Here is a 20,667-nt window from a genome sequence, read left to right on the forward strand (position 1 = left end):
AAGATCATAAGGACAAGCAGGATTGTGCAATCGAGCGGGCCTGCTGATCTTGCTCGATCAGGGCGTCGATATCGGCGACAGGGCCATGGGGAAGCTTATCCATGACGCGGGCGATCACTTGATCAATCATGCGGAATCCGATTTCTTGATTCAGGAATGCCTGGACGGCAACTTCATTGGCGGCATTAAGAATGGCCGCCGAGCTGCCTCCGGCTTGCAGTGCATCATACGCCAGTTTGAGACACGGAAAGCGCCCAAAGTCGGGACGCTCGAAAAATAGTTGACCGATCCCGGCCAGGTCCAGCTGGGCCACTCCGGACGCGATGCGCTCCGGATAGGCCAGCGCGTTGGCGATCGGCGTGCGCATGTCCGGGTTGCCCAGTTGGGCCAGGACGGAGCCGTCGATGTAGGACACCATCGAATGAATCACGCTTTGCGGATGAATCATGACCTCGATCTTGTCGGCCGGCGCGCCAAACAGCCAGTGCGCTTCGATGACTTCCAGCCCCTTGTTCATCATGGTGGCGGAATCCACCGATATCTTGCGCCCCATGACCCATTTCGGGTGTGCCACGGCCTCTTCCGGCGTCACGCTGTCGAGTGTAGCGACGTCGCGCTTGAGGAACGGACCGCCCGATGCGGTCAGCAGAATCCTGGCAATGCCGGCATCCGGCAAGGACCGGCGATAGTCATGCGGCAGGCATTGAAAAATTGCATTGTGTTCACTGTCGATCGGCAGCAAAGTTGCCTTGTGCTGGGCCACGGCGTCGATCAGCAATTGACCGGACATGACCAGCGCTTCCTTGTTGGCCAGCAGAATTTTCTTGCCGCTGCGTGCCGCAGCCAACGTCGACGCCAGCCCCGCCGCGCCGACGATTGCCGCCATGACGATATCGCATTCGGCCGCGCTCGCCACGTCGCATAGCGCCTGCGCTCCGTACAGCACTTCGGTACGCAATTGACTTGCCTTGAGCTTTTGTTGCAGTTCCTGCGCGGCCTGTGCCGTACCGACCACCGCCAGCTTCGGCTGAAAGCGGACGCACTGCGCCGCGAGCTCATCCACGCGCGAATGTGCGGTCAAGGCGTACACCCGATAACGATCGGGATGACGCGCTACGACATCCAGCGTCGAAACGCCGATGGAACCGGTGGAGCCGAGAACGGTAATTGCCTGCATGAAATTCCTACAACCAGAGATCGATCAGTGCCGCCAGCGGCAAAACCGGGATCAGGGCATCGATCCGATCCAATACGCCGCCATGTCCCGGCAGCAGATTGCTGCTGTCCTTGAAACCCGCGCGGCGCTTCAATTGCGATTCGAACAAATCGCCGACGACGCTGGCGGCAACCAGCAAGGTCATCACAATGATGAAACCGGTCCAGCCGAAGCGTCCATACAAGCGCCCCGAAAACGTATCGCCGTCGACGTATATCACCACGGCAGCCGCAATCACCAGAACCGCAAGCCAGCCGCCGACCGCGCCTTCCCAGGATTTCCCCGGTGAAATCGACGGCGCCAGCTTGTGTCGGCCGAATCCCTTGCCGGCGAAATAAGCGCCGATATCCGCCACCCAGACGATCGCCATGACCGACAGCAAGTACAACGGAGAATGTTGAAACAGGGAAACAATCGCAATGAAGCAGCCCATCAACGCCAGCGTGTAAGTCACGCTGAGCAGGCGATTGCCGGTGGTGCCCAGCGCAGGCAGTCCAAGCTTCAGCGCCGGCACGAAGCGAATCACCCACAAAGCCACGCACAAAGCGAACACGATACGCACGCTCGGCAAACCGTAAACAAAAACGATGATCGCATAGCCGACGGCCCAGAAACCCGCCCAGACTTGCGGCCGCGACAGGCGAAACAGACGCAGCCCTTCCCAGGCGCCGGCGGCAAAAAACGCCAGCGTCACTACGGCAAATGCAAAGAAATTATTCAAAAAGAGGATCGGCAACAAAATTGCCAGGAGAACCAACGCCGTGATGACACGCGTTTTTAGCATCAGGAAACCTTTTTCTGCTCGACCAATTGCTCGCTGGTGCGACCGAAACGCCGTTCGCGCTGGCGATAGGAGTCGATCGCCTTGTCCAGCTCCGTCCCATCGAAATCGGGCCAATAGGTCTCGGTGAAATACAGTTCGCTATAGGCAAGCTGCCATAGCAGGAAATTGGAAATACGCTCTTCGCCGCCGGTACGGATGAACAAATCCGGTTCCGGAGCATAAGCCATCGCCAGATGAGGAGTTAATTGCTCTTCAGAAAAATCGGTGACGCCCGGCTGCTCCCTGAGCATCTTGCCGACCGCCTGCATGATGTCCCAGCGACCGCCGTAGTTGGCGCAAATCGTCAGCGTCAGCCGCGTGTTGCCGGCGGTCTGCGCTTCGGCCTTGGCCACCATGTCCTGCAGTTTTGCATCAAAGCGACTGAGATCGCCCACCACGCGCAAGCGAATATCGTTTGCGTGCATCTTGCCGACTTCGCGCTCCAGCGCCGTCATGAACAAACGCATCAGCAAAGAGACTTCGTCCGCGGGACGCCGCCAGTTTTCCGAGCTGAACGCAAACAGCGTGAGATATTCCACGCCGCGCTGCGAGCATGCCTCGACGATCGTGCGTACCGCCTCGACGCCTTTGACGTGCCCTGCCACGCGCGGCAAAAAGCGTTTGGTCGCCCAACGTCCGTTGCCATCCATGATGATGGCAACATGACGCGGCACCGCGGAAACTTGCGGCACAGCCTGGGTTGAGCTTTTATAAGTCATACAGTGTAAAAATCCAGGTGAGCGATGTTGCCGGCGCCGCATAACCAGCCTGGCGGCGCCACATCGCATGAATCATCGCATAAGCAGCCGCGACAATGCGCCTACACCGTCAGCACTTCTTTTTCTTTTTCCGCCACCAGCTTGTCGACTTCGGCGACAAACTTGTCGGTCAGCTTCTGGATGTCGTCCTGGCCGCGACGCTCGTCGTCTTCGGAACAGACCTTGTCCTTGACCAGCTTCTTCAGACCTTCGTTGGCATCGCGGCGGATGTTGCGGATCGAAATCTTGGTGTCTTCCGCTTCGCCCTTGACCAGCTTGACCATTTCCTTGCGACGCTCTTCCGTCAACGGTGGGGTCGGCACGCGGATCAGCTCGCCCTGGGTTGCCGGATTCAGGCCCAGATCGGCTTCGCGAATCGCCTTTTCGACGGCTGCCAGCATTTTCTTTTCGTACGGTTGCACGCCAATAGTACGGGCGTCGATCAGCGTCAGGTTGGCGACTTGCGACAACTGCGTCGGCGAGCCGTAATAATCCACCTGGACATGATCCAGGATACCGGTGTGGGCGCGACCAGTACGCACTTTGGCCAGATCGGCGCGCAGCGACTCGATCGACTTGGTCATTTTTTGTTCGGTGCTCTTCTTAACGTCAGCGATGGTCATGCTGCTCTCCTGTCATCTAAAACTATCTTACTGTATTCGAAATACATACTTTATACGTGCACCAGGGTGCCTTCGTCTTCGCCCAACACCACGCGCTTGAGCGCGCCAGGCTTGACGATGGAAAACACCTTGATCGGCAGCTTCTGATCCCGGCACAGCGCGAATGCGGTTGCGTCCATGACTTGCAGATGCTTGGCAATCGCTTCGTCGAACGTGATGGTGCTGTAACGCGTCGCCGAAGGATCTTTCTTTGGATCGGCAGTATAAACGCCGTCCACCTTGGTCGCCTTCAGGACGATCTGCGCACCGATTTCCGAGCCGCGCAATGCCGCTGCGGTGTCGGTCGTAAAGAACGGGTTGCCGGTACCGGCGGCAAACACGACGATCTTGCCTTCTTCCAGATATTGCAAGGCCTTGGGACGAACATACGGCTCAACGACCTGCTCGATGCCGATCGCCGACATGACTCGGGCCGTCAGACCGGCCTGACGCATGGCGTCCGCCAGTGCGAGGGAGTTCATGACCGTTGCCAGCATGCCCATGTAATCCGCCGTGGCGCGATCCATGCCTTGTGCGCCGGGCGCCACGCCGCGGAAAATGTTGCCGCCGCCGATGACGATGGCCAACTCGACTCCCAACTGGCTGACTTCGGCCACGTCGGCGACCATGCGCTCAATGGTGGCGCGGTTGATGCCGTAGGCATCGTCGCCCATCAGGGCTTCGCCGGAAAGTTTGAGGAGTACGCGCTTATAAGCTGGTGTCGTCATGTGCTGGGCTCCGTTTGCTATCCGATTAACTGATTCTGTTCCGTCCTGCTGCCGATTGCCTGGTGCGTACCTTTACAGGGACGCACCAGGCAGGCGCGGACGTTATTGTATGCTGCGATACGCTACTGCCGGGGGCTTGCTTACATTTTGAAATGCCTGCTCATGCAGACACTTCCAACCATTTCTTGCCAGCCCCGCAACCTCCGGAAACTGAGAGGCTTAAAAAAACGGGCCTCTCGGCCCGCTTTCTTACATTACTGCGCTTGCTTGGCGGCAGCAACCTGGGCTGCCACCTCGGCCGCGAAGTCATCTTGCTTCTTCTCGATGCCTTCACCAACCACAAACATGCTGAATGCCTTGACGCTAGTGTTGGCTGCTTTCAACATTTGTTCAACGGTTTGCTTGTCGTTTTTCACGAAAGACTGGTTGAACAGCGACACTTCCTTCAGGTACTTCTGCACCGAGCCGTCGACCATCTTGGCAACGATCTCGGCAGGCTTGCCGGACTCGGCAGCCTTCAACGAAGCAACCGAACGCTCTTTTTCGATCAGATCGGCAGGAACCTGATCCGACGACAGGGCAACCGGCTTCATCGCTGCGATGTGCATTGCAACATCCTTGCCGACTTGTTCGTCAGCGCCATCGAATTCAACGACGACACCGATGCGTGTCCCATGCAGGTAGGAAACCAGCTTGCCGGCTGTTTCGAAACGCGTGAAGCGGCGGATCGACATGTTTTCGCCGATGCGGCCGACCAGTTCGGTGCGTGTTTCTTCAACCGTCTTGTCGCCCAGCGGCAATGCTGCCAGCGCGGCCAGATCGGCAGGATTCTTTTCTGCCACCAGCTTGGCGACTGCATTGGCCAGGCCGATGAACTCATCGTTCTTGGTGACGAAGTCGGTTTCGCAATTGATTTCGACCAGCGCGCCAACGCCGCCGGCGATATAGGTTGCAACAACGCCTTCCGAAGTGATGCGGGAAGAAGCCTTGGATGCCTTGCTGCCCAGCTTCACGCGCAGGATTTCTTCAGCACGAACCATGTCGCCTTCGGCTTCAGTCAGCGCCTTCTTGCATTCCATCATCGGCGCGTCGGTCTTCGCGCGCAGTTCGCCTACCAGTGCTGCGGTAATTGCCGCCATATGTTTCTCCTAACTGAGTAGATGCTTCATCGAACACTACAGACATCAATGAAGCATCGAAAATTCGATCAATTTGTTCAAAAAAAAGGGGCGAACTGCGCTTACTCTCGCTGTTACCCCTTTTTCATCATCGCCCGCAGCAAAGAACCGCTGCGGATGACGTATTGCAAGCGGATTAAGCCTGCTCGTTGTTGACTTCAACGAATTCGTCGCCACCGTTCTTGACGGCTTCAACGACTTCGTTCACTGCATTGGCGCGGCCTTCCAGGATGGCATCGGCAACACCGCGGGCGTACAGAGCAATCGCCTTGGCGGAGTCGTCGTTGCCAGGAATGACGTAAGTCACGCCTTCCGGCGAGTGGTTGGTATCAACCACGCCGATAACCGGAATGCCCAGCTTGGCTGCTTCGGTGATGGCGCCCTTGTGGTAGCCGACGTCGATCACGAAAATGGCGTCAGGAATGCCGCCCATGTCCTTGATGCCGCCGATGGCCTTTTGCAGCTTTTCTTGTTCGCGGCTGAACAGCAGTGCTTCTTTCTTGCTCAGCTTTTCGTTGGAACCGTCAGCGATTGCCGCTTCCATGTCCTTCAGACGCTTGATCGATGTCTTGATGGTCTTGAAGTTGGTCAGCATGCCGCCCAACCAGCGTTGATCGACGTAAGGAACGCCTGCGCGTTGCGCTTCTGCAGCAACGGTTTCGCGTGCCTGACGCTTGGTGCCGACAAACAGGATAGTGCCGCGATTGGACGACAGTTGGCGCACGTACTTCAGCGCTTCCTGATACATGCCCAGGGTCTTTTCCAGGTTGACGATGTGAATTTTGTTGCGATGACCGAAGATAAACGGGGCCATCTTTGGGTTCCAGAAGCGTGTTTGGTGACCAAAGTGGACACCTGCTTCCAGCATTTCGCGCATAGTTACGGACATAAATTTCTCCAGGGTTAGGGTCTGGAATCCATTCGGTCATTCAGGCCAACACAACGCTTCACATGAAGCTGCCGGCCCAAACACCCTTTGGCGAACGGATTCGCGATTCAACTTAGTTTCAAATAAACAACTTTTTACTTCAAAGACAACATCGCAACAGCAGCGATACTCGCCTTCCAACCTGAGCAACTCAAGTTAGCCGAGCATTCTACCTCATCCGAAGAATCCATTCAAGCTCCGAAATCATTGTTTTCATTAGCTTTTGGCGAGCGTCCCTGGCCAATCGCCGCCGACAGAACCGCCCGCCCTCGTCTATAATCTCTACTTAATGATTTTTAAGCGAATTGCGACAATTTTATGGGCTCCATTTCCATCAAAACCGCCGAAGACATCGAAGGCATGCGCGTTGCCGGCAAACTTGCAGCGGAAGTACTCGACTACATTGCACCGTTCGTCAAAGCCGGCACCACCACCGGCGAACTGGACCGCCTGTGCCATGAATACATGATGAACGTGCAAGACACCATTCCGGCGCCGCTCAACTACTGCCCGCCGGGCTATACGCCCTATCCCAAGGCCATTTGCACCTCGCTCAACGACATCATCTGCCACGGCATTCCCGGCGACAAGGTGATCAAGAACGGCGACGTGCTGAATATCGACGTGACCGTCATCAAAAACGGCTACCACGGCGACACCAGCCGCATGTTTTACATCGGCGAACCGTCGATCCTGGCGCGCCGCCTGACCGAAATCACCTATGAATGCATGTGGCTGGGCATCTCCAAAATCAAACCCGGCGCCCATCTGGGCGACATCGGCCACGTGATCCAGCAGCATGCGGAAAAGGCCGGCTACAGCGTGGTCCGCGAGTTTTGCGGCCACGGCATCGGCAAGGTATTCCACGAAGAGCCGCAAGTGCTGCATTACGGCCGTCCCGGCACCCTGGAAAAGCTGGAGGCCGGCATGATCTTCACGGTAGAGCCGATGATCAACGCCGGTCGCCGCGACATTCGCGAAATGGGCGACGGCTGGACCATCAAAACCAAGGATCGCAGCCTGTCCGCGCAGTGGGAACACACCGTGCTGGTGACCGAAACCGGATTTGAAGTGCTGACCGTTTCGCCGGGCATGCCTGCGCCGCCGGCATTCATCCGGCAAGCGGCCGCCGCAGTCGCCTGATCTCGCTCGATATCATTCCCCGATTGCCTATGCCCTCTCTTGCCGTCACTCTCAAAAAACAATTAAAAGCAGCACGCCAACAGGCCATTGAGACCTTCCAGGCCGACGGCAAGACCGAGCATTTATTGACGCAACTGCGTCGCAACGTCGACGCCGCCCTGACGGAAGCCTGGGAAAAATGCGCCTTGCCGCACGACATCGCGCTGGTGGCGGTCGGCGGCTACGGACGCGGCGAGCTGTTCCCGCACTCGGACGTCGACGTGCTGATCCTGCTCGACCAGGCACCCGACAAGGCCATGCAGGCAAAGCTGGAATCGCTGGTTCAATTGTTCTGGGACATTGGCCTGGAGATCGGCCACAGCATCCGCACCGTGGAAGAATGCCTGGCCGAATCGGCCGCCGACATCACCGTGCAGACCAGCCTGCTGGAAGCGCGCCTTGTCACCGGCAACAAAACGCTGTTCCAGTTGCTGCAGATCCGCTGCAACAACGCGATGGACCCGCGCGCGTTCTTCCAGGCCAAGACCCTGGAAATGCAGCAACGCCACGTCAAATACGAAGACACGCCTTACAGCCTGGAGCCGAACTGCAAGGAAAGCCCCGGCGGATTGCGCGACCTGCAAGTCATCCTGTGGGTGGCGAAAGCGGCCGGACTGGGCGACTCCTGGAGCAAACTGGCGCAGCGCGGCCTGCTGACCGCGACCGAAGCGCGCCAGCTGACGCAGAAGGAACGCGCCTTCAAGGATATCCGCATCCGCCTGCACATCTACAGCAACCGCCGCGAAGACCGCCTCGTCTTCGACATCCAGACGCCGATTGCAGAAAGCTTCGGCTTCAAAAGCACCGATACGCGCCGGGCCAGCGAATACCTGATGCAGCGCTACTACTGGGCGGCCAAGGCTGTCACCCAGCTCAATACCATCCTGCTGCAGAACATCGAAGCACAGCTGTTCCCGCAGGAAGTGGTGCCGCAGAAAATCAACGAACGCTTCAACGAGCTCAACGGCTTCCTCGACATCGCCCACGACGACGTCTTTGAAGACACGCCGTCGGCCATGCTGGAAGTCTTCCTGATCATGGCTCAGCATCCGGAACTCAAGGACATGTCGGCACGCACCATGCGCGCGCTATGGCATGCGCGCTTCAAGATCGACAACGCCTTCCGCGCCAATCCCGCCAACCATGCGCTGTTCATGCAGATCCTGCAAAGCAGGCGCGGCATCACGCATGCGCTGCGCCGCATGAACCAGACCAGCGTGCTTGGCCGCTATTTGCCGAACTTCCGCCGCATCGTCGGCCAGATGCAGCACGACCTGTTCCACGTCTATACCGTCGACCAGCACATCCTGATGGTGGTGCGCAATGTGCGCCGCTTCACGATGAGCGAGCACGCGCACGAATATCCATTCTGCAGCCAGTTGATGGCCAACTTCGCGCAACCGTGGATCTTGTATGTCGCGGCGCTGTTCCACGACATCGCCAAAGGCCGCGGCGGCGATCACTCCAAACTGGGCATGGCCGACGCGCGCCAGTTCTGCGAACAACATGGCGTCTCGGAAGAAAACACCGGGCTGGTGGTGTTCCTCGTCGAGCATCACCTGACCATGTCCCAGGTCGCACAAAAACAAGATCTCTCCGACCCGGACGTGATCCAGCAATTCGTCAATACGGTCAAGGACGAACGCCACCTGACCGCGCTTTATCTGCTGACGGTCGCCGACATCCGCGGCACCAGCCCGAAAGTCTGGAACGCCTGGAAAGGCAAGCTGCTGGAAGACCTGTATCGCATGAGCTTGCGCGTGCTCGGGGGCGAAGCGCCGTCGGCCGACCGCGAACTGAAAAATACGCAACAGGAAGCGATCAAGACCTTGCGCCTGTACGGCCTGCCTGCCGATGCGCACGAGCAATTCTGGCGGCAACTGGACGTTGCCTACTTCCTGCGGCTGGACGCCTCCGACATCGCGTGGCAGACGCGCTCTTTCTATGACAAGATCGACAGCACCGTACCGGTGGTCAAATGCCGTCTGGCGCCGATCGGCGAAGGCGTGCAGGTCGCGGTCTACACGCCCGACCGGCCCGATCTGTTCGCGCGCATTTGCAGCTATTTCGACGAAAAGAATTTCAGCATTCTTGACGCCAAAATTCATACGACCAAGCTCAACTACGCACTGGACGCGTTTCTCATCAGTGCACCGATATTCGCCAAGAACTATCGCGACATCATCAACCTGATCGAACACGAACTGGCGCAATTGCTGCAATCCGACGGCCCGTTGCCGGCGCCGGCCAGAGGGCGCTTGTCGCGCTTGTCGCGCACCTTCCCGATCAATCCATCGGTCGATCTGCGCCCCGACGAACGCGGCCAGTATTACCTGCTGTCGGTATCCGCCAACGACCGCAACGGCCTGCTCTACACCATCTCCAACATCCTGGCCAAGTACAAGATCAACCTGCACACCGCCAAGATCATGACCCTGGGTGAACGCGTGGAAGACGTGTTCCTGGTCGACGGCGCGGCGCTCAACCACCCGCGCAACCAGATCATGCTGGAAACCGATCTGCTCAAGGCCTTGCGCATTTAGCGCCCACCGGCTTTTACTTATTTTGTTTTTACCCCCTGCACTGACCCTGCTGAATTTATCCGATTGCCGCCATGACTGAACCAGTACGCCTTTCCAAACGCATGTCCGAACTCGGCCTTTGCTCGCGCCGCGAAGCGGACGAGTGGATCGAAAAAGGCTGGGTGCGCGTCGACGGCAAAGTCGTATCGGTACTGGGCAGCAAGGTGCTGCCGCATCAACGCGTGACCGTCGAGCGCCAGGCCGCGGCAGAGCAATCGAAGCGCGTAACGATACTGATCAACAAGCCGGTCGGCTACGTCAGCGGCCAGGCGGAAGACGGCTACAAGCCTGCCGTTGCCTTGGTGGAAGCGGCAACGCGCTGGAAGGAAGACCAGGTTGACACGCAATTCCATCCGACCCAGTTGCGCAGCCTGGTCCCGGCGGGACGCCTGGACATCGATTCCGTCGGACTGCTGGTGCTGACGCAGGACGGTCGCATCGCCAAGCAACTGATCGGCGAAGACTCCAGCGTCGACAAGGAATACCTGGTACGCGTGCAGTACACCAAACCGGGCAAGTTGCCCGACAGCGATCTCAAACGGCTCAACCACGGCCTGTCGCTCGACGGCAAAGCGCTCAAACCCGCGAAGGTGCGCTGGCAAAACGATGATCAGTTGAGCTTCACGCTGAATGAAGGCAAGAAGCGCCAGATTCGCCGCATGTGCGAACTGGTCGGACTGAAAGTCGTCGGCCTCAAACGCGTGCGCATCGGCGGCGTCAAACTGGGAGACTTGCCGCCCGGCCAATGGCGCTACCTTCGCCCGGACGAGCAATTCTGAGGTCCGGAAGATAATAAAAAACCGGTTGCAGCCTTGGGCGACAACCGGTTTTTCATTGCAAACAACGCTTTTTCGGCGAACTTAAAGGAAGCGATCCAGGATCTTCCTGCTGTGCTTGTCCAGCACCTTGGTGTCGCGAATCAGGAACTGGATGCCGTGGCTATCGGAAATCAGCAAGGCCGATTGCGGCAAGCGACGAATATCTTCTTCTCCCTTGAGCGTAAACGACGTATTGCCGCGATTGGTTTCCACCTCCCAGATCGTCGGCGTCGCAAAACTGGAGACGCCGACAATGCGGCCGATTTCCGGCATGAATTCGCGCGTCGCCAGCTCCGCCTCGATCGTCTTGCGAATCTCTGGAGCAACATCCGACCATCGCTCGATCCAGGCCAGTTCGTGACCGTCGGCGCTCACCAGCGCAATGCCCTCGTCCGGCGCGCCAATCGGAAACGCCCGCACAGGAATCGCCCCCTCATGCTCGCCGCCATCCGCATCGACAAACACCAGGCGGCCCAGGCCGTTATGGCGCAGGCGGAAATTGTGCGCCGGCGCGTTTACGGTCTCACTCATTTGCATAGTCATCATTAGCCGCCCTTCTCTTCATCGCCGTCATCACCGTCCTCGTCGCTGCCCGGAACTTCCCCCTCCGGATTGCGCGCCTGTGCCTGATACAGGCGATAGTAGGCGCCTTGTTTTGCCATCAGCTCTTCATGCGGACCGACTTCCACCACTTGCCCGCGATCCAGCACGACCAGACGATCGGCCTTGCGCAAGGTGGACAGGCGGTGAGCAATCGCGATCGTGGTGCGTCCCTTGACCAGGTTGTCGAGCGCCTTCTGGATCTCTTTCTCGGTGGTGGTATCCACGGACGATGTCGCCTCGTCCAGAATCAGGAAGCGCGGATCGATCAGCAAGGCGCGCGCAATCGAAATACGCTGGCGCTCGCCGCCCGACAACGCCTGCCCGCGCTCGCCGACCAGCGAGTCGTAGCCTTGCGGCAAACGCAGGATGAATTCATGCGCATGCGCCGCGCGCGCAGCGGCGATAATTTCGGCACGGGTGGCATCGGGCTTGCCGTAGGCGATGTTCTCGGCAATCGTGCCGAAAAACAGAAAAGGCTCCTGCAGCACCAGACCGATATTGCGGCGATATTCGGAAATCGGCAGCGAACGGATGTCGACGCCGTCGATACGGATAGAGCCTTCCGACACATCATAAAAACGACAGATCAGATTGACCATCGTGCTCTTGCCGGAACCGCTGTGACCGACCAGGCCGATCATCTCGCCCGGAGCGATCGCCAGATCGACGCCGCGCATCACCGAACGATTGCCGTAGCGGAATCCGACATTGCGCAACTCGATCGAGCCTTTCACGTGCTCGATATGCACCGGATTGGCCGGCTCCGGCACGCTGGAAACGTGGTCGAGGATATCGAAAATCCGCTTGGCCCCGGCGGCCGCCTTTTGCGTCACCGACACGATGCGGCTCATGGAATCCAGGCGCGTGTAGAAGCGGCTGATGTACGCCAGGAACGCCGTCAGCACACCAACCGTGATCTGGTTATGCGACACCTGCCAGATACCGAACACCCACACCACGAGCAAACCGATTTCCGTCAGCATGGTCACGGTCGGCGTGAACAGCGACCAGATCTTGTTGACGCGGTCGTTGACCACCAGGTTGTGACGATTGGCTTCCTTGAAGCGAGCCGCTTCGCGCTTTTCCTGCGCAAACGCCTTGACCACGCGGATGCCGGGAATCGTGTCGGCCAGCACGTTGGTCACTTCTGACCAGATGCGATCGATCTTCTCAAAACCATGGCGCAGGCGGTCGCGCACCACGTGGATCATCCAGGCGATGAACGGCAACGGCAACAAGGTCACCAGCGCCAGCCACGGATTGATCGAAATCAGGATCACCGCGGTCATGATGATCATCAAGACGTCAATGATGAAATCCAGCAAATGCAACGACAGGAAGACGCAGATACGATCGGTCTCCGAGCCGATGCGCGCCATCAGGTCGCCGGTGCGCTTGCCGCCGAAGTACTCCTGCGACAGTCGCAGCAAATGTTCATAAGTGGTCGTGCGCAAATCGGCGCCGATGCGTTCGCTCACCAACGCCAGGATGTAGGTGCGCCCCCAGCCCAGAATCCAGGCCACCATCGCCGAACCGAGCAAGCCGCTCAGGTACAGTCCCGCCAGATGGGAATCCAGCGGCGCGCCGTTCTGGAACGGAATCAGCACGTTGTCCATCAGCGGCATGGTCATGTACGGCGGCACCAATGTGGCAGCGGTCGACGCCAGCGTCAGCAGGAAACCCAGCAGCAAGGAACCCTTGTATGGTTTGGCGAAGCGCGTCAGGCGAAACAGCGCCCAGGTCGACGGCGGCGCCTCCTTGGCTTCCGGACAGATGGCGCAGGTTTCCTGGCCTTCCGGGATCGGCGCCTTGCATTGCGGACACACGTCCAGCTCTTGCCGGACCGCTTGCTGGCCGGACACATGCTTATCACGCTGCAACTCGCGCTGCAGCTCGAATTGATTGATGAGACGCAAGGCCTGAGGATTTTGCGCCAGGGTATAGCGCCAGTACGCCAGACGCGACGAGCCGTCCTGCAATTCAAGGCTGCCGACGCCGGCGTGGTCGTAATGCTTCAGAACGGAGCCCTGACGATAATCCCAGCTGGTCCAGCCGCTGCCGTCGGCATTGCCGCCATCGCTGTTCGCCAGCAGGCGGCGATCGGTGACCAGCACCAGTCCGCGCGTGAATTTCAATGAAATATCGAGATCAAGCTCCAGCCAGGCGATGACTTTTTCATCGGACGCCAGTTGGGCCTGCACTTCCGCGCGCCATGGCGCGGGCAAATTGGTGGAACTTGGGATGAGGGATTCTTTGTTCATCTAGACGGCATGTATGTCCTGTGCGGACAGTGAAGAATGGTTTTGCTGGCAACTTTTTGCCGGCAATCTATGCCGCGCATATTATATCTCGTATGGCTTTGCCACCCCGACAACGCACAAGCCCGGCTCGGCGATGACAGCAAGCGCCCCATTCCGTACCTCAAGCTGACGAAATCCTGATTATTTTGCATGCAAGACGGGAAACACTCTGCGACAATATCGTTACATTTTGTGTAGATCGGCAACTTAGGGAAGGGGCCGATGACCAATCGAACATAGAACAACGCATAAACAACAAAAATCCGATAGATATTTGCATGCTTTGGCCGTCGGGCTCCCGGTTGCCGGTGCATGACTGGCCCGCATTTTATTGCGGCCAAGTAAACCAATCGCGGCTTTATGCGTTATTCATGCTTGGATCGACAGAACAGACAACGCTTAGCGGCAAACCTGCTTACCCATGAAAAATATAGAATTTCTCCGTATCCTCCCCTTGCATGGCCCCAACATATGGACCTACCGTCCTGCGCTGGAAGTCTGGATCGACATCGGAGAACTGGAAGACTTTCCGTCGAACATCATTCCCGGTTTCAATGAACGCCTGACAAGCTGGCTCCCGTCCCTGGTCGAGCACCGCTGCAGCTATGGCGAACGCGGCGGCTTCCTGCAGCGCCTCAAGGAAGGCACCTGGCCCGGCCACATCATGGAGCACGTCACGCTGGAGCTGCAAAACCTGGCCGGCCTGCCCGGCGGTTTCGGCAAGGCGCGCGAAACTTCCACGCGCGGCGTCTATAAAGTCGTGGTCCGCGCCCGCCACGAACAAGTCACCCGCGCCGCCCTGTATGCCGGCCGCGACCTGGTCATGGCCGCGATCGAAGACAAACCTTTCGACGTCAACGCCGCCATTGAAAAACTGCGCGACATGGTCGACTCGCTGTGCCTGGGCCCGAGCACGGCCTGCATCGTGGACGCCGCCGACGAACGCCGCATCCCGTCGATCCGCCTGTCCGAAGGCAATCTGGTCCAGCTCGGCCACGGCATCAAGCAACGCCGCATCTGGACTGCCGAAACCGACCAGACCAGCGCCATCGCCGAAAGCATCTCGCGCGACAAGGACCTGACCAAGACCCTGCTGCAATCCTGCGGCGTCGCCATTCCCGAAGGCCGCATCGTCGACAGCCCGGCCGACGCCTGGGAAGCCGCAGAAGACATCGGCCTGCCGGTGGTCGTCAAGCCGTCCGACGCCAACCATGGCCGCGGCGTCTTCATCGACCTCAATACCCGGGCCGAAGTCGAAACCGCCTACAAGGCCGCACTGGAAGAAGGCAGCAGCGTGCTTGTGGAACGTTTCATCCGCGGCAACGAACATCGCCTGCTGATCGTCGGCGGCAAGCTGGCCGCCGCCGCCCGCGGCGAACCGATCTTCGTCATCGGCGACGGCAAGTCGACTGTGTCGCAACTGATCGACGTGCTCAATACCGATCCGCGCCGCGGCGATCTGGAAGAACATCCGCTCAATCCGGTCATTCTCGACCGCGAACCCGCGGCCCGCCTCGAACTGGAACGCCAGGGCCTGAACGCAGACTCCGTGCCGCCGGCCGGCAAGAAGGTCTTGTTGCTGCGCAATGGCAACGTTGCCATCGACGTCACCGATCAGGTCCATCCGAGCGTCGCTGCGACTGCATCGCTGGCCGCGCGCGTGGTCGGCCTCGACATCGCCGGCGTCGACCTGGTGGCCGAAGACATCTCCAAGCCGCTCGATGAACAGCGTGGCGCCATCGTCGAAGTCAACGCCGGCCCCGGCCTGCTGATGCACCTGAAACCGTCCGAAGGCACGCCGCGTCCGGTCGGCCAGGCCATCGTCGAACATCTGTTCAAACCCGAAGACACCGGCCGCATCCCTATCGTCGGCATCACCGGCACGCACGGCAAGACCACCATCGCGCGCCTGGTCGCACGCATCATTCACCTGAGCGGCAAACACGTGGGCCTGGCCTGCGGCGACGGCCTCTACTTCGACCAGCGTCTGGTCGAAAAAGGCAATCGCGCGACCTGGGGCGCAGCGCACCGCGTCCTGCTCAATCGCGCCGTCGAAGCCGCCGTGTTCGAAAACGGCAGCGTCTCGATCCTGTCCGAAGGCCTTGCCTACGACCGTTGCCAGGTCGGCGTGGTCGCCAATATCGACCCGGCCGACAGCCTGCCCGAGTACTACATCGACAACGCCGAGCAAATGGCCACCAAGGTCAAGCGCACCCAGGTCGACGTCGTCTTGCCGGACGGCGTCGCCGTCCTCAATGCGGAAGACCCGCTGGTCGCCGACATGGCCGGCCTGTGCGACGGCGAAGTCATCTTCTTCGGTTCCGACGCCGCCGGCCCTGTCATGGCCGAACATCTGCAACAAGGCAAGCGCGGCGTGTTCGTGCGCAACGGCGACGTCATCCTCGCCCGCGGCGACAAGGAAATCCTCGTCAGCGCCGTGGCGGCGATCCCGATTACCGGCGGCGGCGCCGTCACTTTCCAGATCGAGAACGTTCTGGCGGCAGTTGCCGCAAGCTGGGCGCTGAACATTTCCGCCGACCTGATTCGCGCCGGCATCGAGTTGTTCGGCACCGAGCAGGCTGAAGAGCAGGACAAGAAGCGCAAGGCGCAAACCGCCTGATCTTCCGTATCGACGATCAAACACCGTTACCACCGGCCGGCATGGCCCAAGACACATTCAGGAAGACTTGTTGATGGACGTATCACGTATTCGCGTACTGCGCGGCCCGAACCTCTGGAGCAGGCACACTGCGATTGAAGCCATCGTATCCTGCAGCGAGGCTGAACGCGCCATTGAAGGCATCACGGGTTTTGAAGTACGCCTGCGCGCGCGCTTCCCCCACATCGGCTTCCTGCAACCGGCCGGCGAAGCCAAGGCAGTCTCCATGGCCCATGCACTGGAAGCCGCCACGCTGGCCCTGCAATCGCAAGCCGGTTGCCCGGTTACCTTCAGCCGCACCGTACCGACCGTCGAAACCGGCGTCTATCAGGTCATCGTCGAATACAGCGAAGAAGCCGTCGGCCGCCTCGCCTTTGAGCTGGCGCGCGAACTCTGCCTGGCCGCCGTGGAAGACAAACCCTTCGATCTGGCCGATGCATTGGCCCGTTTGCGCGAACTCGACGAAGACGTCCGTCTCGGCCCAAGCACCGGTTCCATCGTCACGGCAGCACTCAAGCGCGGCATCCCTTTCCGTCGCCTGACCGACGGCAGCATGGTGCAGTTCGGCTGGGGCAGCCGCCAGAAGCGCATCCAGGCCGCCGAAACCAGCGACACCAGCGCCATCGCCGAATCGATCGCCCAGGACAAGGAACTGACCAAGATGCTGCTGCACGCAGCAGGCGTACCGGTCCCTAACGGCCGCGTGGTCGAAACCGTCGAAGACGCCTGGGCGGCAGCGCAGGAAATCGCCGCGCCGGTCGTCGTCAAACCGCGCGACGGCAACCAGGGCAAAGGCGTCGCCGTCAATATCAGCACGCAGGCGCAAATCACCGCGGCATTCAATGCCGCCATCAAGATCAGCGATGAGATCATCGTCGAACGTTACATGCCCGGCCACGACTATCGCCTGCTGGTCATCGGCAAGCATCTGGTCGCCGCCGCCCGCCGCGATCCGCCGCAAGTCATCGGCGACGGCGTGCATACCATTCGCCAACTGGTGGACAAGGTCAACAGCGATCCTTTGCGCGGCGATGGCCATGCGACTTCGCTGACCAAGATCCGCTTCGACGATATCGCCCTGGCCACTCTGGCCAAGCAAAATTACGACGCCGAGGCTATCCCGCCGCAAGGCGCGCGCATCGTCCTGCGCAACAACGCCAACCTCTCCACCGGCGGTACCGCCACCGACGTAACGGATGACGTCCATCCGGAACTGGCCGCGCGCGCCATCGCCGCTGCGCAAATGGTCGGTCTCGACATCTGCGGCGTCGACATCGTCTGCAACAGCGTGCACAAGCCGCTGGAAGAACAGGAAGGCGGCGTGGTCGAAGTCAACGCCGCGCCAGGCCTGCGCATGCACCTGACGCCGTCATATGGCAAAGGCCGCGCGGTCGGCGACGCCATCATCTCGACCATGTTCGCCGATGGCGACGATGCCCGAATCCCGGTGGTTGCGGTTGCCGGCACCAACGGCAAGACGACTACCGTACGCCTGATCACCCACCTGCTCGCACAAAAAGGCCTGCGCGTCGGCATGACCAATACCGACGGCGTCTACATCGACAAGCAGCGCATCGACACCGGCGACTGCAGCGGTCCGCGCAGCGCGCGCAACGTGCTGTTCCATCCCGACGTCGATGCCGCCGTGCTGGAAACCGCCCGTGGCGGCGTCCTGCGCGAAGGCCTCGGCTTCGACCGCTGCAACGTTGCGGTCGTCACCAACATCGGCATGGGCGACCACCTGGGTCTGAGCTACATCAGCACGGTGGAAGACCTCGCCGTGGTCAAGCGCGTGATCGTCGAAAACGTCGCGCCGACGGGTTACGCCGTGTTGAATGCAGCCGATCCGATGGTCTCCAGCATGGCCCAGTCCTGCCCCGGCGCCGTGATTTTCTTCGCCCTTGATCCGCAACATCCGATCATGGCCACGCATCGCGCGCAAGGCCGCCGCGTCGTCTACCGCGACGGCAACGACGTCGTCGCAGCCCAAGGCGACCAGGAATGCCGTCTGGCGCTCGGCGACATTCCGCTGACGCGCGGCGGCACCATCGGCTTTCAGGTGGAAAACACCATGGCGTCGGTGGCGGCTGTCTGGGCATTGAATCTGGACTGGGAAATCGTCCGCGCCGGCTTGCGCACCTTCATCAGCGATGTCGGCACCGCACCCGGTCGCTTCAATATGTTCGACTATCGCGGCGCGACGCTGATCGCCGACTACGGCCACAATCCGGACGCCATCAACGCGCTGGTCAAGGCGGTGGAAAGCATTCCCGCCAAACGCCGCTCGGTGGTCATCAGCGGCGCCGGCGATCGTCGCGACATCGATATCCGTCAGCAGACCGAAATTCTCGGCGACGCCTTCGATGAAGTCGTCCTGTATCAGGATCAATGCCAGCGCGGCCGCGCCGACGGCGAAGTGCTCGCCCTGCTCCGCCAGGGTCTGGCCAACGCCCGACGCACCACGGAAACCAAGGAAGTCTTCGGTGAATTCCTGGCGATCGATACCGCTTTGGCATCATTGAAGGCCGGCGATCTGTGCCTGATCCTGATCGATCAGATCGAAGAGGCGCTGGCGCATATTGCCAAGCGTGTCGCGGAAGGCTGAGACACGCGCACCAGTAGTCGTCGCAGAAATGAAAATCGCGTGTTGAAGTCGAACTTCACACGCGATTTTTATTTGCAGCACACCGTCAGGACAAGCAGCCCGACTCAGTCGTCGTCATTGGGGTCCAGCTCGGGAAACAGAATTTCAGTGAATCCGAAGCGCGAAAAATCCTTGATGCGCATCGGATAGAGAATGCCCCACAAGTGATCGCACTCATGCTGCACCACGCGCGCATGAAAACCGTCGACGGTGCGGTCGATGCGGTTGCCGGCCTCGTCGAATCCTTCATAGCGCAAACGGCTCCAGCGCGGCACCACGCCGCGCAGACCGGGCACCGACAGGCAACCTTCCCAGCCGTCTTCCATGTCGTCGCCGAGTTGCGTCAGCGTCGGATTGATCAGCACGGTTTCCGGGACTTCCGGCGCATCCGGATAGCGCTGGTTTTTCTTGAAGCCGAAAATCACCAGTTGCAGATTGACGCCGATCTGCGGCGCCGCCAGTCCTGCGCCATTCACCGCGCGCATGGTTTCGAACATGTCGGCAATCAGCGTATCCATCTCCGGCGTGCCGAACTGCTGCACCGGCTCGGCCTGGCGCAGCAGGCGCGGATCGCCCATCTTCAGAATTTCGCGTATTGCCATTCCTGCTCTCCTTGCGGCTTTTTGTGTTGAAATCGAGTCTTAAGTCAGGGCTTGAGGCCGATCTGCTTGAGATATTCGGTGAAGGCCTCGCCAGTTTCGGCATGCTTCATTCCCATCGCCACCGTCGCCTTGAGGTAACCGAGCTTCGAGCCGCAGTCGTAGCGCTGGCCTTCGTAGCGATACGCCAGCACGGTCTGCGCATGCATCAGCGCGGCAATGCCGTCAGTCAACTGAATCTCGCCGCCGGCGCCCTTGCCGATGGTTTCCAGGTATTCGAAAATGCGGTTGTTCAGCACATAGCGACCGACCACCGCCAGCGTCGACGGCGCGACGTCGGGCGCCGGCTTTTCGACGATGCCGTTGACGCGTTCGAGATTCGGCTGATACGCCGTGGCGCTGACGATGCCGTATTGCTTGGTCTCGCTGCGCGGCACGTCCTGTACCGCCAGCAGGCTCAGGCCTTCGCGTTCGTAGACCTCGGTCATCTGCGCCATCACCGGCTTCTGACCGGGACCCACATCCATGAAGTCGTCCGCGAGCAGGACCGCGAAAGGCTCGTCGCCGACCACCGGGCGCGCGCACAATACCGCGTGGCCCAGACCCAGCGGCGCGGATTGGCGGATGAAGATGCAGGTCACGTTCTTGGGGATGACGTTTTGCACGATATCCAGCAATTGCTGTTTGCCGGCCGCTTCCAGTTCGGCTTCCAGCTCATAGGCCTTGTCGAAATGGTCTTCGATGGCGCGCTTGTTGCGGCCGGTGATGAACACCATCTCGGTAATGCCTGCAGCGACCGCTTCTTCCACTGCGTAGTGAATCAGCGGCTTATCAACGATGGGCAACATTTCCTTGGGCTGCGCCTTGGTGGCCGGCAAGAAGCGGCTACCCAGGCCCGCAACGGGAAATACGGCCTTCTTGATTCTCTTAGTCATTGCTGCTCCAAATAAAAATGAATGTATCCGATTGGCATCTGCGGGCATTATG

General features: G+C 59.8%; 16 protein-coding genes. 5 read left to right on the forward strand and 11 right to left on the reverse strand.

Annotated features, from left to right (window positions below; genetic code table 11):
• Positions 1–4 precede the first annotated feature (4 nt).
• The 7 genes from ispC to rpsB all read right to left on the reverse strand — a co-directional run bounded on the left by ispC (position 5) and on the right by rpsB (position 6,254).
• Positions 5–1,177 (reverse strand): 1-deoxy-D-xylulose-5-phosphate reductoisomerase, encoded by a 1,173-nt coding sequence (gene ispC, locus PMI16_RS01720; RefSeq protein ID WP_007875761.1) that lies wholly within the window; start codon positions 1,175–1,177, stop codon positions 5–7.
• Between the two features lie 7 nt (positions 1,178–1,184).
• Entirely contained in the window at positions 1,185–2,000 is an 816-nt protein-coding gene (locus tag PMI16_RS01725) for a phosphatidate cytidylyltransferase (protein ID WP_007875762.1), read from the reverse strand.
• Positions 2,000–2,758, reverse strand: a complete 759-nt coding sequence (gene uppS / locus PMI16_RS01730; protein ID WP_007875763.1) for a polyprenyl diphosphate synthase — start codon at positions 2,756–2,758, stop codon at positions 2,000–2,002. The genes PMI16_RS01725 and uppS overlap by 1 nt, the downstream gene beginning before the upstream one ends.
• A 101-nt stretch (positions 2,759–2,859) precedes the next feature.
• The gene (gene frr / locus PMI16_RS01735) at positions 2,860–3,420 is read right to left on the reverse strand and encodes a ribosome recycling factor (RefSeq protein WP_007875766.1); all 561 of its coding nucleotides are present in this window, start codon (positions 3,418–3,420) and stop codon (positions 2,860–2,862) included.
• 50 nt (positions 3,421–3,470) lie between these two features.
• A complete protein-coding gene (gene pyrH, locus PMI16_RS01740) occupies positions 3,471–4,187 on the reverse strand; it encodes a UMP kinase (protein ID WP_007875768.1) in 717 nt (238 codons plus the stop codon).
• A gap of 254 nt (positions 4,188–4,441) precedes the next feature.
• Positions 4,442–5,326: a translation elongation factor Ts gene (tsf, locus tag PMI16_RS01745; protein WP_007875770.1), complete on the reverse strand. Its 885-nt coding sequence runs from the start codon at positions 5,324–5,326 to the stop codon at positions 4,442–4,444.
• A gap of 175 nt (positions 5,327–5,501) precedes the next feature.
• Positions 5,502–6,254 (reverse strand): 30S ribosomal protein S2, encoded by a 753-nt coding sequence (gene rpsB, locus PMI16_RS01750; RefSeq protein WP_007875772.1) that lies wholly within the window; start codon positions 6,252–6,254, stop codon positions 5,502–5,504.
• Positions 6,255–6,611: 357 nt separating this feature from the next.
• Here rpsB and map point away from each other — a divergent pair, with 357 nt between their 5' ends.
• The 3 genes from map to PMI16_RS01765 all read left to right on the forward strand — a co-directional run bounded on the left by map (position 6,612) and on the right by PMI16_RS01765 (position 10,836).
• Positions 6,612–7,436: a type I methionyl aminopeptidase gene (gene map, locus PMI16_RS01755; protein WP_007875774.1), complete on the forward strand. Its 825-nt coding sequence runs from the start codon at positions 6,612–6,614 to the stop codon at positions 7,434–7,436.
• Between the two features lie 29 nt (positions 7,437–7,465).
• Positions 7,466–10,018, forward strand: coding sequence for a [protein-PII] uridylyltransferase (locus PMI16_RS01760; protein ID WP_007875775.1), 2,553 nt, complete (start codon positions 7,466–7,468; stop codon positions 10,016–10,018).
• Positions 10,019–10,089: 71 nt separating this feature from the next.
• Complete coding sequence (locus PMI16_RS01765) at positions 10,090–10,836, forward strand: pseudouridine synthase (protein WP_007875776.1); 747 nt, start codon at positions 10,090–10,092, stop codon at positions 10,834–10,836.
• Between the two features lie 81 nt (positions 10,837–10,917).
• Here PMI16_RS01765 and PMI16_RS01770 read toward each other — a convergent pair whose 3' ends face one another.
• A complete protein-coding gene (locus tag PMI16_RS01770) occupies positions 10,918–11,406 on the reverse strand; it encodes a cyanophycin metabolism-associated DUF1854 family protein (RefSeq protein ID WP_034378835.1) in 489 nt (162 codons plus the stop codon).
• A 14-nt stretch (positions 11,407–11,420) separates the two neighbouring features.
• Positions 11,421–13,739: a cyanophycin metabolism-associated ABC transporter gene (locus PMI16_RS01775; RefSeq protein ID WP_007875778.1), complete on the reverse strand. Its 2,319-nt coding sequence runs from the start codon at positions 13,737–13,739 to the stop codon at positions 11,421–11,423.
• Positions 13,740–14,199: 460 nt separating this feature from the next.
• Here PMI16_RS01775 and PMI16_RS01780 point away from each other — a divergent pair, with 460 nt between their 5' ends.
• Together PMI16_RS01780 and cphA are read left to right on the forward strand one after the other, a co-directional pair.
• Positions 14,200–16,398, forward strand: a complete 2,199-nt coding sequence (locus PMI16_RS01780; protein WP_007875779.1) for a cyanophycin synthetase — start codon at positions 14,200–14,202, stop codon at positions 16,396–16,398.
• Positions 16,399–16,471: 73 nt separating this feature from the next.
• Positions 16,472–19,042, forward strand: a complete 2,571-nt coding sequence (cphA, locus tag PMI16_RS01785; protein WP_007875780.1) for a cyanophycin synthetase — start codon at positions 16,472–16,474, stop codon at positions 19,040–19,042.
• A gap of 104 nt (positions 19,043–19,146) precedes the next feature.
• Here the strand turns inward: cphA and def are convergent, their stop codons facing one another.
• Both def and galU read right to left on the reverse strand, forming a co-directional pair.
• Positions 19,147–19,683, reverse strand: coding sequence for a peptide deformylase (def, locus tag PMI16_RS01790; protein WP_007875781.1), 537 nt, complete (start codon positions 19,681–19,683; stop codon positions 19,147–19,149).
• Between the two features lie 44 nt (positions 19,684–19,727).
• Positions 19,728–20,615: a UTP--glucose-1-phosphate uridylyltransferase GalU gene (galU, locus tag PMI16_RS01795; RefSeq protein ID WP_007875782.1), complete on the reverse strand. Its 888-nt coding sequence runs from the start codon at positions 20,613–20,615 to the stop codon at positions 19,728–19,730.
• Positions 20,616–20,667: the final 52 nt, after the last annotated feature.

The sequence above is a fragment of the Herbaspirillum sp. CF444 genome, from assembly GCF_000282135.1.
GTDB lineage: Bacteria > Pseudomonadota > Gammaproteobacteria > Burkholderiales > Burkholderiaceae_D > Herbaspirillum.

What these genes read in the sequence shown, in the direction of transcription:
- PMI16_RS01780 (WP_007875779.1), top strand. Translation starts at nt 14,200, where the DNA reads ATGAAAAATATAGAATTTCTCCGTATCCTCCCCTTGCATGGCCCCAAC.
- PMI16_RS01770 (WP_034378835.1), bottom strand. Translation starts at nt 11,406, where the DNA reads ATGAGTGAGACCGTAAACGCGCCGGCGCACAATTTCCGCCTGCGCCAT.
- def (WP_007875781.1), bottom strand. Translation starts at nt 19,683, where the DNA reads ATGGCAATACGCGAAATTCTGAAGATGGGCGATCCGCGCCTGCTGCGC.
- rpsB (WP_007875772.1), bottom strand. Translation starts at nt 6,254, where the DNA reads ATGTCCGTAACTATGCGCGAAATGCTGGAAGCAGGTGTCCACTTTGGT.
- ispC (WP_007875761.1), bottom strand. Translation starts at nt 1,177, where the DNA reads ATGCAGGCAATTACCGTTCTCGGCTCCACCGGTTCCATCGGCGTTTCG.
- PMI16_RS01765 (WP_007875776.1), top strand. Translation starts at nt 10,090, where the DNA reads ATGACTGAACCAGTACGCCTTTCCAAACGCATGTCCGAACTCGGCCTT.
- map (WP_007875774.1), top strand. Translation starts at nt 6,612, where the DNA reads ATGGGCTCCATTTCCATCAAAACCGCCGAAGACATCGAAGGCATGCGC.
- pyrH (WP_007875768.1), bottom strand. Translation starts at nt 4,187, where the DNA reads ATGACGACACCAGCTTATAAGCGCGTACTCCTCAAACTTTCCGGCGAA.
- PMI16_RS01775 (WP_007875778.1), bottom strand. Translation starts at nt 13,739, where the DNA reads ATGAACAAAGAATCCCTCATCCCAAGTTCCACCAATTTGCCCGCGCCA.
- galU (WP_007875782.1), bottom strand. Translation starts at nt 20,615, where the DNA reads ATGACTAAGAGAATCAAGAAGGCCGTATTTCCCGTTGCGGGCCTGGGT.
- PMI16_RS01760 (WP_007875775.1), top strand. Translation starts at nt 7,466, where the DNA reads ATGCCCTCTCTTGCCGTCACTCTCAAAAAACAATTAAAAGCAGCACGC.
- PMI16_RS01725 (WP_007875762.1), bottom strand. Translation starts at nt 2,000, where the DNA reads ATGCTAAAAACGCGTGTCATCACGGCGTTGGTTCTCCTGGCAATTTTG.
- uppS (WP_007875763.1), bottom strand. Translation starts at nt 2,758, where the DNA reads ATGACTTATAAAAGCTCAACCCAGGCTGTGCCGCAAGTTTCCGCGGTG.
- cphA (WP_007875780.1), top strand. Translation starts at nt 16,472, where the DNA reads ATGGACGTATCACGTATTCGCGTACTGCGCGGCCCGAACCTCTGGAGC.
- tsf (WP_007875770.1), bottom strand. Translation starts at nt 5,326, where the DNA reads ATGGCGGCAATTACCGCAGCACTGGTAGGCGAACTGCGCGCGAAGACC.
- frr (WP_007875766.1), bottom strand. Translation starts at nt 3,420, where the DNA reads ATGACCATCGCTGACGTTAAGAAGAGCACCGAACAAAAAATGACCAAG.